Genomic DNA, 12,832 nt, shown 5'->3' on the forward strand with positions numbered 1-12,832 from the left:
TAGACATGCGGCGTGGGCCTGTGTATGGTTCTAAGTGTTGCGAAGAGAGATCCAGTGCGACAGCCGACCTGGCGCACCGAGGTAAACGGCCCGCGCGGTCCGGCGCCGACCCGCTCACGATGGTGAGCCGGCGTAACGGGGCTGGACCCGGGCTCAACGCCCGGACAATCACGGGCGTCATGCACCACCAGCACCACAGGTACATGCAAGACCAGTAAGGCCGCAGTTCAAAAAGGTGTGTACGACGAGAGGAGTGAATGCCATCGGATCCCTGCCCGGCGTGACGATGCCCGGCAGGAGCCGCAGACCCCCAAGAACGGAAGGTGGTCCACGGTCACATCCAGCCGAATTCCCGCCGCCCCGCACCCTCCCCCTAGCGGGTGGGCGGGACGACGATGAACCGGCAGCCAGCCGGTGATGGTATGCAACAAAGTCACTCTCCGAGGATCCCGGCGTCCCCACGGCGCCGGGATCCTCGCACGCGTTTACCGGAAAGGTGTCTATGACCTCTGGTTCCAACGGCTCGACCGACAAGTTCGAAGACGAGCACTACCCCGCCTACACCATGGGCCGCGCCGCCGAGATGATCGGCGCCACACCAGGCTTCCTGCGCGCGGTGGAGCAGGCCCGCCTGTTCGAAGCCACCCGCTCCGACGGCGGACACCGCCGCTACAGCCGCTACCAACTGCGCCTGGCCGCCCGAGTTCGTGAGATCGCCGACCAGGGCACCGGCATCGAAGCCGCCTGCCGCATCGTCATCCTCGAAGACCAACTCGCCGAAGCCCTCGAAATCAACGCCCGCCACCAACACCACCAAGCACCAGCCGACTGAACTCGACCCAGGCAAGACTGACCTTGGCCCTCGCAGGACGGCCCGACACGGCGCACTCCCGACACCCAGCGGCTCAACGCCGCTCCTCGCCAGGCTGCGTCGAACGAAGCGGTGAATGAGTCTTCGATGTCTGGACGGATGCGGTGAGCCGCGGCCGCTGACCGACGACATCGAACGCGCGGCCACCTGTCGCCCGACCAACGCCCCCTCGTCACGGACGCCGTCCTCGAACTGGCCCGCCGGCACCGCACGCCAGGTAACCGGGTGAGGGTTGGTCGTCGTCGGCGATATGCCGGATGCGGTCGATGGCGGCGTAGGGTGGTGGTCGACGCATGGCGATCTGGTTGCTGCAGCTGGCCCTCAGACAGCGGTGTTTCACCGATGAAGCTGGGGTGGATCGTGCAGGATGTCGGCGGCAACAGTTCAGGCAACCGCGAACGGATGATCGCGGTCGCGTTCGATGAGATCGGCGCCGCTGAGCGGGGGGATGCGCTTGAGGCGGCCCATGCGTTGGTCCGGTGGAGTATGCGGCTGCTCGACGTCAGCGGCGCCGGGGTGATGCTGACCGACGATCATGGGTCGCTGCGTTCGGTGATAGTCACCTCGGATCTGGTACGCGCCTTGGAGGCAGCGGAGTTGCGCGACGGGCGGGGTCCGTGCGTGGAGTCCCACCGCACGGCCGCTGTGGTGGTCCACCCCGACATGCAGGTGGCCGATTCCCGGTGGCTGGAGTTCGGAGTTCTGGCGTGGTCCGGCGGGGTCCGTGCTGTGCACGCGGTGCCGGTCGTCGGTGAGGGCGCCGCGATCGGGGTGTTGAACCTGTTCCGGATGACGCCCGGCGGGTTGAGCGACGTAGAGGCGGCGCTGGCCCAAGCGCTCGCCGGCATGGCCGGCACCGCCGTCCACCGCCGGGCCGCGACACGGCCAGGGCCGCGGACGGGGTTGGGCGGCGCGGAACTGGCCGCGGCGATCGCCGACGCGGCGATCGTGCAGCGGGCCACCGGGATGCTCGCAGCACGGCTACGGATCGACATCGACACCGCGCACGCGGTGCTGCAACGGGTGGCGGCGGACCGCGACCTCAACGTCGGACGACTGGCCAACAGTGTGGTTGCCGGGACCGCCACCATCACCCTGCCGTTGTCCATCGCTTCCCGGCCGCCCGATGCCGCCGGCGCGGACTGACGGAGGGCTGCAGTGTCGATGACGTTGGTGACCTCTGTCCGTGGTGCGCGAGATCGCCGCCGGGACGATGCCCCAGCGGCGGGCCAGGGACTCGGCGAGGGCCGATGACAGATCTGGGACGGGGCGCCGGTCAGCCCGACCGCGAGCAGCAGCGCCAGGTGCGGCAGGTGGTGTCGGCGCTACGCGCTCGCGGTGGGGTCGGTGCGCTGGGCGCCGAATGCCACCGTGACCTGCCGGACGTGGATGGGGTGGTGCTGAGCGTCTTCGCCGCTCATGCCGGGTGGATCATCCTCAGCGACAGCGGTCCGCGCGGCGACCAGTTGGAGGATCTGCACGCCACCATCCAGCAGGGGCCTGGCATAGACGCGGCCGGGACCAACGAGATCGTCACGGCGGCCGATCTCAACGACGCTGCGCCCCGCACGAGATGGCCACGGTTTGTGGAGCTGGCGCTGAGCTGCGGGCTCCGCGCGGTGTTCGCCTACCCGGTCCGGTCGGACACCCAACCAGTCGGCGTGCTGAGCCTGTACCGGGCAGTGCCGGGGCCGCTGCGCGCCACCGACGACGAACGGGCGCGCCGCTACGCCGACGCCGCCGCGATTCTGCTCCTGGACGATCTGGACCTCAGCAGCGCCCGACCGGTCGCGATGGCACTTCCAGCCGACACCGGCGAGGTCCAGCAGGCCATCGGCGTCGTGATGGAGTACGCGGGCGTGGACGCGGCCACCGCGCTGCACCGGCTGCGGGTCTACGCCCGTTCCAGCGGCCGGCCGATGCGCGATGTGATCGCCGAGGTACGCGCCTGCCAGCTCCCGTTCGACCCGACGGTCCCGACCTGACTGTGTACCGGCAGACCACTGCGGAAGCCATCGTCGTGCTTGCCTGCGCGACGCCCCCGGATGCCCAATTGGTGGTCAGTCAGCTGGGGCCGCCTGTCTGTGGGACATCCCGTCGTAGCGAGTTCGGATGCGGTGAGGTCCGAAACACGGTGCTCACCGTCGGCGGTAGGATCGACGGGGACAAGCGTCAGTGGTGTTTTGCTGCCCCAGCCCTCGGCAGCACCTTTCCTGGAAAGGTGCCGCATGGGTGCGTGCTCAGAACGATTCGCTGCCGGTACGCGGCCGGGCACGTCGTTCCACCAGGTGGGGTGAGCCGGCATGGATGATGAGGCTGTCCATGAACCGCGCGCCGGCACGACGCCTGCTGAGACGTCGTCCCCGGGCGACGGCGTGATTGGCCGGTTGAAGGGGGTCTGCCGCGACGCGGTGCGGGCGTTGTCTGCATCTGGTGTCGGGGTGAGTGTGATGGCCGGCAACGGTGTCCGCGGCATGGCTACCGCCTCCGACCCGGCCACCGAACGTATCGAGGAGCTACAGTTCACCGTCGGTGAGGGGCCATGCGTGGATGCCTTCGCCACCAGCCGGCCGGTCCTGGTGCCCGATCTGGCGGACGGGGCGATGGGTCGCTGGCCGATCTACGCACCCGCCGTACACGATGCCGGCATCCGGGCGGTGTTCGCGTTTCCGATGCAGATCGGCGCAGTCCGCCTCGGCGTGCTGGACGTGTTCCGCACCCTGCCGGGCTCGCTGTCCCGGGAGGAACTCGGCAGAGCGCTCACCTTCGCCGACCGCGCCGTGACCGCGTTGCTCGACGGACAGCAGCGTGCCACCACGACACCGAACGGACTGGACGGACTGGACGAGGTGATCGAGCGCCGCGCTGAACTGTTCCAGGCCCAAGGGATGGTGATGGTGCAACTGGGTGTTCCGATCGCCGAGGCGCTGGTGCGGATCCGGGCCTACGCCTACGCCGAGAACCGCCCCCTCAACGACGTCGCCGCGGACATCGTCGCCCGCCGACTGCGCTTCGACCGGGACTGACCATGAGCGTCATGACGACCACAGAAGTACCCGCCGGAGGCTGGCATGACAACCGTATCCGCTGAACGTCTCGCGAAAGTCTTCGTCGAGGTCGCCGACACCCTCGTCGACGAGTTCGACCTGATCGAGTTCCTGCAGATGCTCACCGACCGGGTCGCTAGGCTCATCGATGACTCCACCGTCGGGTTGCTACTGGCCGACCCGCGCGGCCACCTGCAGTTCATGGCCGCCTCGGACGAGAACACCAAACTCTTAGAGCCTGGTAAATAAGGGTTTCACGTCGGTTGGTGGCGGGCGAGGCGTCGGGCCATGAGGATGATCATGGCCCATTGGACCATTGCGGCGTGGTGGTCGGGCAGCCGTTCGTAGTCGCGTACGGTCCGTCTGCAGCGGTTGATCCAGGAGAACGTGCGCTCGACGCACCATCTGCGGGGCAGCACGACGAAGGTGGTCTGTCCGGCGATTTTGGCCACGATCTGGACGGTCAGGGCCAGGTGGTTGGTGGCCCAGTGGACGAGTTTGCCGGCGTAGCCGGAGTCGGCCCAGACCAGTGCGATGGTGGGGAAGCAGGCGCGTATTGCCCACAACAGCGGTCGGGCGCCGTCGCGGTCCTGGACGTTGCCGGCGGTGACCAGGATGGCCAGCAGCAGACCGCAGGTGTCTACCGCGATGTGGCGTTTACGGCCGTTGATCTTCTTGCCGGCGTCGTAGCCGCGGCAGGTGCGTGCGACGGTCTCCGCGCCGCGCACGGTCTGGGAGTCGACGACTGCGGCGGTGGGCTGCCGGTTACGGCCCTCCAGGGTGGTGCGGACCTGTTCGCGCAGGCTGTTGTGCATCCGGTTCAGGGTGCCGTCGGCGGTCCAGGTTTTGAAGTAGTGGTAGACCAGCTTGTGGTGCGGGAAGTCGGCCGGTAGGGCGTCCCATTGGCAGCCGGTGCGGTCTAGGTAGCGGATCGCGTCCACCACGTCCCGGCGCGGGTACACGATGGGCCGGCCGCGTCCGGTCCCAGCCGGTACGTGCGGGGCCAGCACGGCCCACTCGGCGTCGCTGGTATCCGACCGGTAGCGGCGTGGCCGCGCGGTGGGCAGGTGATCGGCGGCGGTGGCCGGCGTGGCCGGGGCGACGTCGCCGCCGGCGACAAGGTATACAGACAGGGTTGGGCCTTCGGGTGTGGTGCTGGTTTAGTCGCCTTTGCTCGTACCGAAGGCCCATCCTCATGTCACGCCACCACACCGGACGAGCGTGACCATCAATCTCCACCCGGACCACCGACCACCCGGAACCCATTATTTACCAGGCTCTTAGAGCTGTATCAGCTGCAGAACCAGGAAGGTCCCTGCCTGGACGCCTACCGCACCGCCGCCCCGGTGATCAACACCGACCTGCGCGGAGCCGGGCCCCGTTGGCCGCGGTTCGCGCCGCACGCTACGGCCGCCGGCTACCGGTCGGTGCACGCGTTCCCCTTGCGGCTGCGCAATGAGGTGATCGGCGCGCTGGGCGTCTTCGGCAACGACGTCGGCGACTTCGACGACACCGACGCTCAGATTGTGCAGGCCCTCACCGACGTCGCCGCGATCGGTCTGCTCCAGCAGCGGGCCATCAGCCGCGGGGAGATCCTCACCGAACAACTGCAAGGCGCCCTCAACAGCCGGATCGTCATCGAACAGGCCAAGGGCGCGATCGCGCAAGCGCACAACGTCGATGTCGACGTCGCCTTCAACCTGATCCGCGCCTACGCCCGCCGCAACAACCGTCGCCTCAACGACGTCGCCAACCTCATCATCAGCGACCTACACAGCCTCCCCGAACTCGCCGCACCTCACCAATGACCCAGCCAAGTCGCCGCCACGTCGGTGCAACTGGCGTCCGCCTGCCGGCGGCTCAACGCGCGGCACATCGCACACACAAGCGGGACGGGGTCGCCGCCGCTGGCGTCGACCTGGGCTGCGCGCAACGGGGGCCGACGGGCCCACCGAGCCAGGCGGACACCTGCCCGAAGCCGAGTCGGCAGAACGGTTCTGGAGCGCCGGCGAACCCGGCGACCGCGATGGGGACGAGCCGCGCCGGTGATCCGGCATGCATCCGGTGAACTAGGAGTGCCACTGCCAGCCTGCGCAACGCGTTCCGCAAAGGTGGGCGTCCGCAAACGAGTGAGCGGCCCGCGCCTCATCCCGGGTGAGCGGAGCGGAAGCGGGCGGCCTTGGTCTGGTTGCCGCAGGTCTTCATGCTGCACCATCGGCGCCGCCGGCCGCGGGAGGTGTCGACGAAGAACCAGCCGTAGCGGTCGCAGGCACGCACACGCTGGGGGAGTGGGCTGAGCACGAGCCTGAGCCCACGCAGTGCCAGGACCGCGAACACGCTGTCAACGGCCACCGGTGCCACAGTGCCCTCGGCGTCCACAGTGGTGCCGGCGACGCCGCCGCGTGCGGTGTCCAGCAGGCCGGCGAGGGCATGCGCGGGTATATCGCGGCCGTGCAGCTGGGCGTCGAAGACCGTCCAGAACAGCTCACGCAACGCGCACGCCTCGCCGAGCGCGGCAGCGGTCGGTGAAGCCGCCGGCGGCTGGAAGCAGGCCGGCGCGGGCCAGCCAGGTGGTCAGCGCCTCGACGTTGTTGAACAGGTCCGCGCCGAGCTCGGGCCATCGCCGGTAGACGGTGTTGGCGAAGTCCAAGGACTTCTACACGAACACCGAGGTGGCGGCGAAGCTGCCGTTCCTCTCCGCGATGAACCAGGCCCTTACCACCTCCAACCCGCAGCCCAGAAGAGCCCGCAGACCGAGATCCAGGGCGTCGACGAGCCGTGGACCGGCCGGCGTTACGTCGATCTCGTGGGCGAGGAGCGGTACGAGGCCTGCTATCGCGATCTGCTCCTCGCCTTCCGCGACTGGGTGGGCGGCGCCGAGCCGGACGGCCTGCTCACGGCCGAGGACGGGCTCAAGGCGCTGGAGAGCCACGTCGCCGGCGACGAAGTGGTCGTCGGGCCGCGCTCAGCCGCCAATGCATACACCAGCAGCCGCGGGCTCCACCGTTGGCGCCCATGACCGACTCGAAGTCAGCCCAGGTGGCTGGCGCCAACGGCCTGACCGTGATCACTGCCGCACTCATGAGGCCACCGCCGCCCGATCGAACACGTCGCCCACGAACGTGACCAGCAGCGCGGCGACCTCGGCGGCGTGCGTTTCCAGCATGAGGTGCCCCGCGCGTCGTACACATGGCCTGGAATGTGGTCATCTCCTGGTGGTAGGCCAGCACCTCGGCGATGTCGAAGAACGGGTCGTGCCGCCCCCACAGCACCAGGCACGGTGGCTGATGCTCCCGGTGGTAGGCCGCGATCTCGGCGAAGCGCGCGACGTGGTTGCGGTAGTCGAAGAAGAGCTGGAACTGCACGTCGCAGGTCGATCTCGTAGACACCGGGAATTATACCCAGTATGCTACGCGGCATGATATCGGGTTTGGTGAGGTCATGAGCGTCCGCCACGCACTGCTGGCGCTGCTCAGCGAGGGTCCGAAGTACGGCTTGCAGCTGCGCGAGGAGTTCGAGGCGCGGACCGGTGAGGTGTGGCCGCTGAACGTCGGCCAGGTTTACACCACCCTGCAGCGGCTGGAGCGCGACGGCCTGGTCGAGTCCGACGACGAGGCAGCCTCAGGCCCGCAGAACAGCTTCCGGATCACCGCCGAGGGCACCCAGGAGCTGGACGGGTGGCTGCGTACGCCGCCGGACCTGGCCTCGCCGCCGCGCGACGAGCTGGTCATCAAAATCCTGATCGCGGTACGGCTGCCGGGCGCCGACGTGCACGAGGTCATCCAGGCGCACCGGCGCTACCTCGTCGAGCTGATGCAGCAGTGGACGAGGCTCAAGGAGGAGGAGGGCGACGTCGACCTCGGCTTGGCGCTGGTGATCGACGCCGAGGTGTACCGGTTGGACTCGGTCGTGCGGTGGCTGGACACCGCGGACGGCCGGCTCAAGCGGGCCGCGTCGCAGCCGCCCGCCCCGGCCAAGACGGCGGCGCCCCAGATTCGACGCAGGGCGGGGGTGCGCCGATGAGTGAAGTGTTGGCACTGCACGGGGTCTGGAAGACCTACCTGGACGGTGCCGACGAGGTGCACGCGCTGCGCGAGGTGGACCTGAGCGTGGAGCCGGGTGCGATGGTCGCGGTCATGGGCCCGAGCGGTTCGGGCAAGAGCACACTGCTGACCATCGCCGGGGCGCTGGAGACACCGACCGCCGGCGAGGTGCTGGTCGCGGGCCAGCCCCTCGCGGCGATGTCGCGCGATGATCGGGCCCGCCTGCGGCGACGCGCGATCGGCTACGTCTTCCAGGACTTCAACCTGCTGCCCGGCCTGACCGCTGCCGAAAACGTGTCCCTGCCGCTGGAGCTCGACGGGCTCAAGGCCGGCAAGGCGCGCGCGGCTGGGCTGCGCGCGCTGGAGGAGCTGGGCCTGGCCGAGCGCGCCTCCCGGTTCCCGGACCAGCTTTCCGGCGGCGAGCGGCAGCGGGTCGCGATCGCCCGCGCCGTCGTCGGGGATCACCGGCTGCTGCTGGCCGACGAGCCGACCGGCGCCCTCGACTCGGTCAACGGCGAGGCCGTGATGCGGCTGATCCTGACCGCCTGCAAGCGCGGCATGGCCGCCGTCGTGGTGACCCACGACGCGCAGCTCGCCTCGTGGGCCGACCGGGTCGTGTTCATCCGCGACGGCCGCATCGTCGACCGCACCACACCCCGCCCCGGGCCGGACTCACTGCTGGCCGAGCAGGCGCCCCGATGAGCCTCGCCGTGCAGGATCGACCGCTGGTGCTCGGCACCGGCCACGGCGGTACGCCGGCGCGTCGCGCCGTGGCGCGCTGGGCCTGGCGGCTGTTCCGGCGCGAGTGGCGCCAGCAGGTCATCGTGCTGTCGCTGCTGCTGGCCGCTGTGGCGGCCACGACCGTCGGCCTCGGCGTCGGTGCCAGCGCGCCATCGGAGGCGTCGGTGTTCGGCACCGCGAACTACGTGGGGACGTTGCACAGCACCGGTGCGCAGCTGGATGCGGACCTCGCCACCCTGCGGGCCTCGTTCGAGACCATCGACGTGATCGCGCACGACGACACGATCCCGATGCCCGGCTCAGCGAACAATGTCGACCTGCGCGCTCAGGATCCCACCGGGCCGTACGGGCGGGCGATGCTGCGGCTCAACGACGGCCGCTGGCCGCAAGGCCCCGACGAGATCGCCGTCACCGAACGCGTGGCGACCGCCTTTCGACTACACGCCGGCGGCACCTGGGACCAGAGCGGCACACGGCGGACCGTCGTCGGCCTGGTGGAGAACCCGCTGAACCTGCACGACACGTTCGCCCTCGTCGCGCCGGGCCAGATCGCCGCACCTGAGCACGTCGACGTGCTTCTTCGCACCACCCGCGCAACCCTCGTCAGCAAGGCCCGACCGCAGGACATGTCCACTCAGGAACGCCAGGCCACCGGAACGGACGCGGCCAGCGTCATGGTGCTCGTGCTCGCCACGATCGGGCTGGTCTTCGTCGGCCTGCTGGCGGTGGCCGGGTTCACCGTCATGGCACAACGGCGGCTGCGCGCACTGGGCATGCTCGGCGCGGTCGGCGCGAGCCACCGGCACATCCGGCTGGTCCTGCTCGTGCACGGTGCGGTCATCGGCGCGGCCGGCGCGACCGCCGGCGCGATCGTGGGGGTCGCCGCCTGGATCGCCCTCAGTCCTCAGCTGGAGCCGCTACTTGGCCACCGCATCGACCGGTTCGACCTGCCTTGGGCACTGCTGCTGGTAGCAATCGGGCTGGCCACCGTGACCGCGATCCTCGCCGCCTGGTGGCCGGCGCGCGCCGCCGCCCGCATCCCCGTCGTCGCCGCGCTGTCCGCACGGCCGGCGCCACCCCGTCCCGCACACCGGTTCGCCGCACTCGGTGTGGTGCTGCTGGCCGCCGGCCTGACCGCGCTGGTCCTGGCGCAGCAGACGAAGCCGCCGTACATCATCGGCGGCGTGCTGGCCACGGCGATCGGACTGCTGCTGCTGGCTCCGGTCGGCGTCGCCGCCCTCGGAAGGCTCGCGCGGCACGCGCCCCTGGCGCCGCGCCTGGCGATGCGCGACCTGGCCCGCTACCGCGCCCGGTCCAGCGCCGCCCTGGCCGCGATCGGCCTGGCCGTCGGCATCGCCGCCGTCGTCGCCCTGGCCGCCGCCGTCTCCGCCGCGAAGGCCACCGCCCCCGGCGGGGGAAACCTGCCCGCCGACCAGATCATCATCTGGCTGCAGCCGGAGGGCACCGACGGGCCCGTGCCGACCCTGTCCGCCAGCCAGGCCGACGCCCTGCGCCGCCAGGTCGACGCACTCGCCGCGGACCTGCGCGCCACCTCGGTGCTGCCGCTGACCGGGGCCGTCAACCCGGCGGGGCCGACCAGCCGGGAAGGCCGCCCGCCGGTCATCCTGGGCAAGCCGCACACCGTCGACGACGGCATCGAGTACCGGGGCAACGAAATGATCCCCGTGTTCGTCGCCACTCCCGAAATCCTCGCCCACTACGGCATCGACCCGGCGAGCATCAACGCCGACACCGATGTGCTCACCTCGCGGCCGAGCCTTGCCGGTTACGACCTGGTCAGCAGCGGAGCCCGTGACTGGCAGCCGACACTGCAGCGGGTCACGCTGCCCCCGTACAGCTCGCTGCCCAACGTACTGATCACCACGCACGGCATGACCGGCAATCGGATGCGGCTGACAACAATCCCGGTGGGCTGGCTGGTCACGGCGCCACAGGCACTCACGCCGGCGCAGGTCGACGAGGCGCAGCAGACCGCGGCCGCCGCCGGGCTCAGCGTCGAGTCCCGCCCGACCGGTGTGGACCAGGCCCGGCTGGCCGACAACTTCACCGCGGCCGGGATCGCGATGGCCCTCGGGGTGCTCGCCATGACCGTCGGGCTGATCCGCAGCGAGAGCGCCCGTGATCTGCGCACGCTGACCGCGGCCGGCGCACGGCGCAGGACCCGGCGGGCGCTCACCGCCGCGACCGCCGGGTCGCTGGCGCTCTGCGGGGCCGTCATCGGTACCGGCTGCGCCTACCTGGCGCTGCTGGCCTGGTACCACCGGGAGGCGCACTGGCTGGCCCACCCGCCGGTGCTCAACCTGGCCGCCATCCTCGTCGGCCTGCCGATCGTCGCGTATTTCGCCGGATGGCTGCTGGCCGGACGGGAGGCGCGAACGTTTGCCCGCCAGCCGCTGGACTGACGGCACGACCGTTGTCGCCTTTTGGTGCCTTATTGAGGGGTAACGACCGTTAAGGTACTCAGCCTTTCGGCTGGCACTGGGCTGGCCGAATGGGCTACGGTGAGGTTGGTCGACATGGCCGACGCCTCTGCCAGAGGCCCGGGAAGCACCCGGCAAGGTCGACGTTCTCGACGGTCCGGGCGGATGTCCTCAAGCGCTCTGCGGCACCCGGATGCCGGCAAGGTCTCTGTGACGCCGACCCGGGAGGACCACCGTGACCGTCACCCTCGTTTCCCCAACCACCACCGCTGCTGCCACAACCGCCAGCGAGCCGAAGCGCAACAACGGCGGCGTCGAGCTGCTGGCAGCCTTGGCGGCCCTGCCCGCCGGCCATCCGTCCCGCCCCGCGTTGCGGGAACGGACGATCAACGCGTTCGCCCCGCTGGCCCGGTACCTGGCCAACCGATACCACGGCCGCGGCGAGCCGCTCGACGACCTGGTCCAGACCGCGATGATCGGGCTGATCAAGGCGGTCGACCGGTACGACCCGTCGCGCGGGGTCGAGTTCGTCGGCTACGCGATCCCCACCATCATCGGTGAGGTCAAGCGCCACTTCCGGGACCGCACCTGGGACGTGCGGGTGCCGCGACGGCTGCAGGAGCTGCGCCAGGTCATCGCCGAGGCCAACGCCGTCCTCTACCACCAGCTGGGCCGGTCACCGACCGTCGCCGACATCGCGACCCACCTCGACCTGACCGAGGAACAGGTCCTGGAAGGCCTGGAAGGCGCTCGCGCCTACAACAGCGTCTCGCTGTCCGCGCCGGTCTCCAGCGACAGCGGCGCCGAACTGGGGGACATGCTGGGCGGGCCGGACCCGCAGTTCGCGCTGGCGGAACTGCGCATCGCCCTGGAACCGGCGCTGGCGACGCTCGACCCGCGCGAGCAGAAGATCGTGATGCTCCGCTTCTACGGCAACCTCACCCAGAGCCAGATCGCCGAGCAGATCGGCGTCTCGCAGATGCACATCTCCCGCCTGTTGAGCAGGGCTATGGCGAAGCTGCGCGGCCACCTGACCGATGCCAACTGAGCAGGAGCCGAAGAATCAGGTGGCGGTGCCGTCCGAGTGACGCCGTGGCAGCGCCGCGGTGTGACCGTAGAAGTTGCGGATCTCGATGACGACACGTTCGTAGTCATCCAGGTTCATCGGCTTGGTGATGAAGGCGTTGGCGTGCGCGGCGTAGCTGGATAGGACGTCACTGGCCGATGCCGACGTCGTGAAGACGATCGTCGGTATCGACTTGAGATCGTCATCCATCTTGATCTGCTGCAGCAGCTGCCGGCCGTCGACACGTGGCATGTTCAGGTCCAACAGGATCAGGTCAGGGCGCGGCGCGTCGCCGTAGGGGCCTTCCCGGCGCAGGAACACCAACGCGTCGGCGCCGTCTGCCACGTGGTGGAGCGTGCTGGAGATGCTGTGCTCGGCGAACGCGCTCTCGACAAGTGCGACATCGCCGGGATCGTCCTCGACCACGAGTACCTGAAGCAGCGGCAGACTGGCACTCATAGCCATCCCTCGTGGGTTGCTCCGGGTGTCTCGCAACCCCGGACATGGTAGTGATCGTAGCGCCGCCCGCGCTTGCGGCTCTGCGGGAGCACCAGAACGGCACCGGGGCCGAGCGGTGAGCCCGGCCCAGCTGGAACCAGCCGCCGCCGCTGTCACTGGAGCAG

Annotated in this window: 15 protein-coding genes; 11 read left to right on the plus strand and 4 right to left on the minus strand. The window is 69.8% G+C overall.

Going from position 1 to position 12,832, the window contains the following annotated elements:
- Positions 1 to 502: 502 nt before the first annotated feature.
- The 5 genes from Phou_RS38510 (at position 503) to Phou_RS38530 (ending at position 4,167) form a co-directional block, all read left to right on the plus strand.
- Entirely contained in the window at positions 503 to 832 is a 330-nt protein-coding gene (locus Phou_RS38510) for a MerR family transcriptional regulator (protein WP_173066784.1), read from the plus strand.
- Positions 833 to 1,213: 381 nt separating this feature from the next.
- Positions 1,214 to 2,017: a GAF and ANTAR domain-containing protein gene (locus Phou_RS38515; protein ID WP_173066787.1), complete on the plus strand. Its 804-nt coding sequence runs from the start codon at positions 1,214 to 1,216 to the stop codon at positions 2,015 to 2,017.
- 104 nt (positions 2,018 to 2,121) lie between these two features.
- Positions 2,122 to 2,856, plus strand: a complete 735-nt coding sequence (locus tag Phou_RS38520; protein WP_173066790.1) for a GAF and ANTAR domain-containing protein — start codon at positions 2,122 to 2,124, stop codon at positions 2,854 to 2,856.
- A gap of 318 nt (positions 2,857 to 3,174) precedes the next feature.
- Positions 3,175 to 3,897, plus strand: coding sequence for a GAF and ANTAR domain-containing protein (locus Phou_RS38525; protein ID WP_173066793.1), 723 nt, complete (start codon positions 3,175 to 3,177; stop codon positions 3,895 to 3,897).
- Positions 3,898 to 3,942: 45 nt separating this feature from the next.
- Positions 3,943 to 4,167 carry a hypothetical protein gene (locus Phou_RS38530; RefSeq protein ID WP_178135003.1) on the plus strand — a complete coding sequence of 75 codons (225 nt, stop codon included), beginning with the start codon at positions 3,943 to 3,945 and terminating at the stop codon, positions 4,165 to 4,167.
- 5 nt (positions 4,168 to 4,172) lie between these two features.
- Here Phou_RS38530 and Phou_RS38535 read toward each other — a convergent pair whose 3' ends face one another.
- Complete coding sequence (locus Phou_RS38535; RefSeq protein WP_308784942.1) at positions 4,173 to 5,051, minus strand: IS5 family transposase; 879 nt, start codon at positions 5,049 to 5,051, stop codon at positions 4,173 to 4,175.
- Here Phou_RS38535 and Phou_RS54765 point away from each other — a divergent pair.
- The gene (locus Phou_RS54765; RefSeq protein WP_281365145.1) at positions 4,986 to 5,726 is read left to right on the plus strand and encodes a GAF and ANTAR domain-containing protein; all 741 of its coding nucleotides are present in this window, start codon (positions 4,986 to 4,988) and stop codon (positions 5,724 to 5,726) included. The genes Phou_RS38535 and Phou_RS54765 overlap by 66 nt on opposite strands.
- Before the next feature lie 337 nt (positions 5,727 to 6,063).
- On the opposite strand, the gene Phou_RS38545 is transcribed toward Phou_RS54765, so the two are convergent.
- Positions 6,064 to 6,411: a CGNR zinc finger domain-containing protein gene (locus Phou_RS38545; protein ID WP_218579475.1), complete on the minus strand. Its 348-nt coding sequence runs from the start codon at positions 6,409 to 6,411 to the stop codon at positions 6,064 to 6,066.
- Complete coding sequence (locus Phou_RS51700; RefSeq protein ID WP_218579476.1) at positions 6,404 to 6,568, minus strand: ABATE domain-containing protein; 165 nt, start codon at positions 6,566 to 6,568, stop codon at positions 6,404 to 6,406. The genes Phou_RS38545 and Phou_RS51700 overlap by 8 nt, the downstream gene beginning before the upstream one ends.
- 156 nt (positions 6,569 to 6,724) lie before the next feature.
- On the opposite strand from Phou_RS51700, the gene Phou_RS38550 reads away from it, so the two are divergent.
- From Phou_RS38550 to Phou_RS38570, 5 genes are all read left to right on the plus strand, one after another.
- Positions 6,725 to 6,937: a hypothetical protein gene (locus Phou_RS38550; protein WP_173066796.1), complete on the plus strand. Its 213-nt coding sequence runs from the start codon at positions 6,725 to 6,727 to the stop codon at positions 6,935 to 6,937.
- Positions 6,938 to 7,359: 422 nt separating this feature from the next.
- On the plus strand, positions 7,360 to 7,941 hold the full coding sequence (locus Phou_RS38555; RefSeq protein ID WP_173066799.1) for a PadR family transcriptional regulator: 582 nt from the start codon (positions 7,360 to 7,362) through the stop codon (positions 7,939 to 7,941).
- Positions 7,938 to 8,663: an ABC transporter ATP-binding protein gene (locus Phou_RS38560; protein ID WP_173066802.1), complete on the plus strand. Its 726-nt coding sequence runs from the start codon at positions 7,938 to 7,940 to the stop codon at positions 8,661 to 8,663. The genes Phou_RS38555 and Phou_RS38560 overlap by 4 nt, the downstream gene beginning before the upstream one ends.
- Positions 8,660 to 11,125: an FtsX-like permease family protein gene (locus Phou_RS38565; RefSeq protein ID WP_173066804.1), complete on the plus strand. Its 2,466-nt coding sequence runs from the start codon at positions 8,660 to 8,662 to the stop codon at positions 11,123 to 11,125. Before Phou_RS38560 ends, Phou_RS38565 begins: the two co-directional genes overlap by 4 nt.
- A gap of 253 nt (positions 11,126 to 11,378) precedes the next feature.
- Positions 11,379 to 12,191, plus strand: a complete 813-nt coding sequence (locus Phou_RS38570) for an RNA polymerase sigma factor SigF (protein WP_173066807.1) — start codon at positions 11,379 to 11,381, stop codon at positions 12,189 to 12,191.
- A 15-nt stretch (positions 12,192 to 12,206) separates the two neighbouring features.
- On the opposite strand, the gene Phou_RS38575 is transcribed toward Phou_RS38570, so the two are convergent.
- Positions 12,207 to 12,635, minus strand: a complete 429-nt coding sequence (locus Phou_RS38575) for a response regulator (RefSeq protein ID WP_308784754.1) — start codon at positions 12,633 to 12,635, stop codon at positions 12,207 to 12,209.
- Positions 12,636 to 12,832 lie beyond the last annotated feature (197 nt).

This window comes from Phytohabitans houttuyneae, from assembly GCF_011764425.1.
Classification (GTDB): Bacteria; Actinomycetota; Actinomycetes; order Mycobacteriales; family Micromonosporaceae; genus Phytohabitans; species Phytohabitans houttuyneae.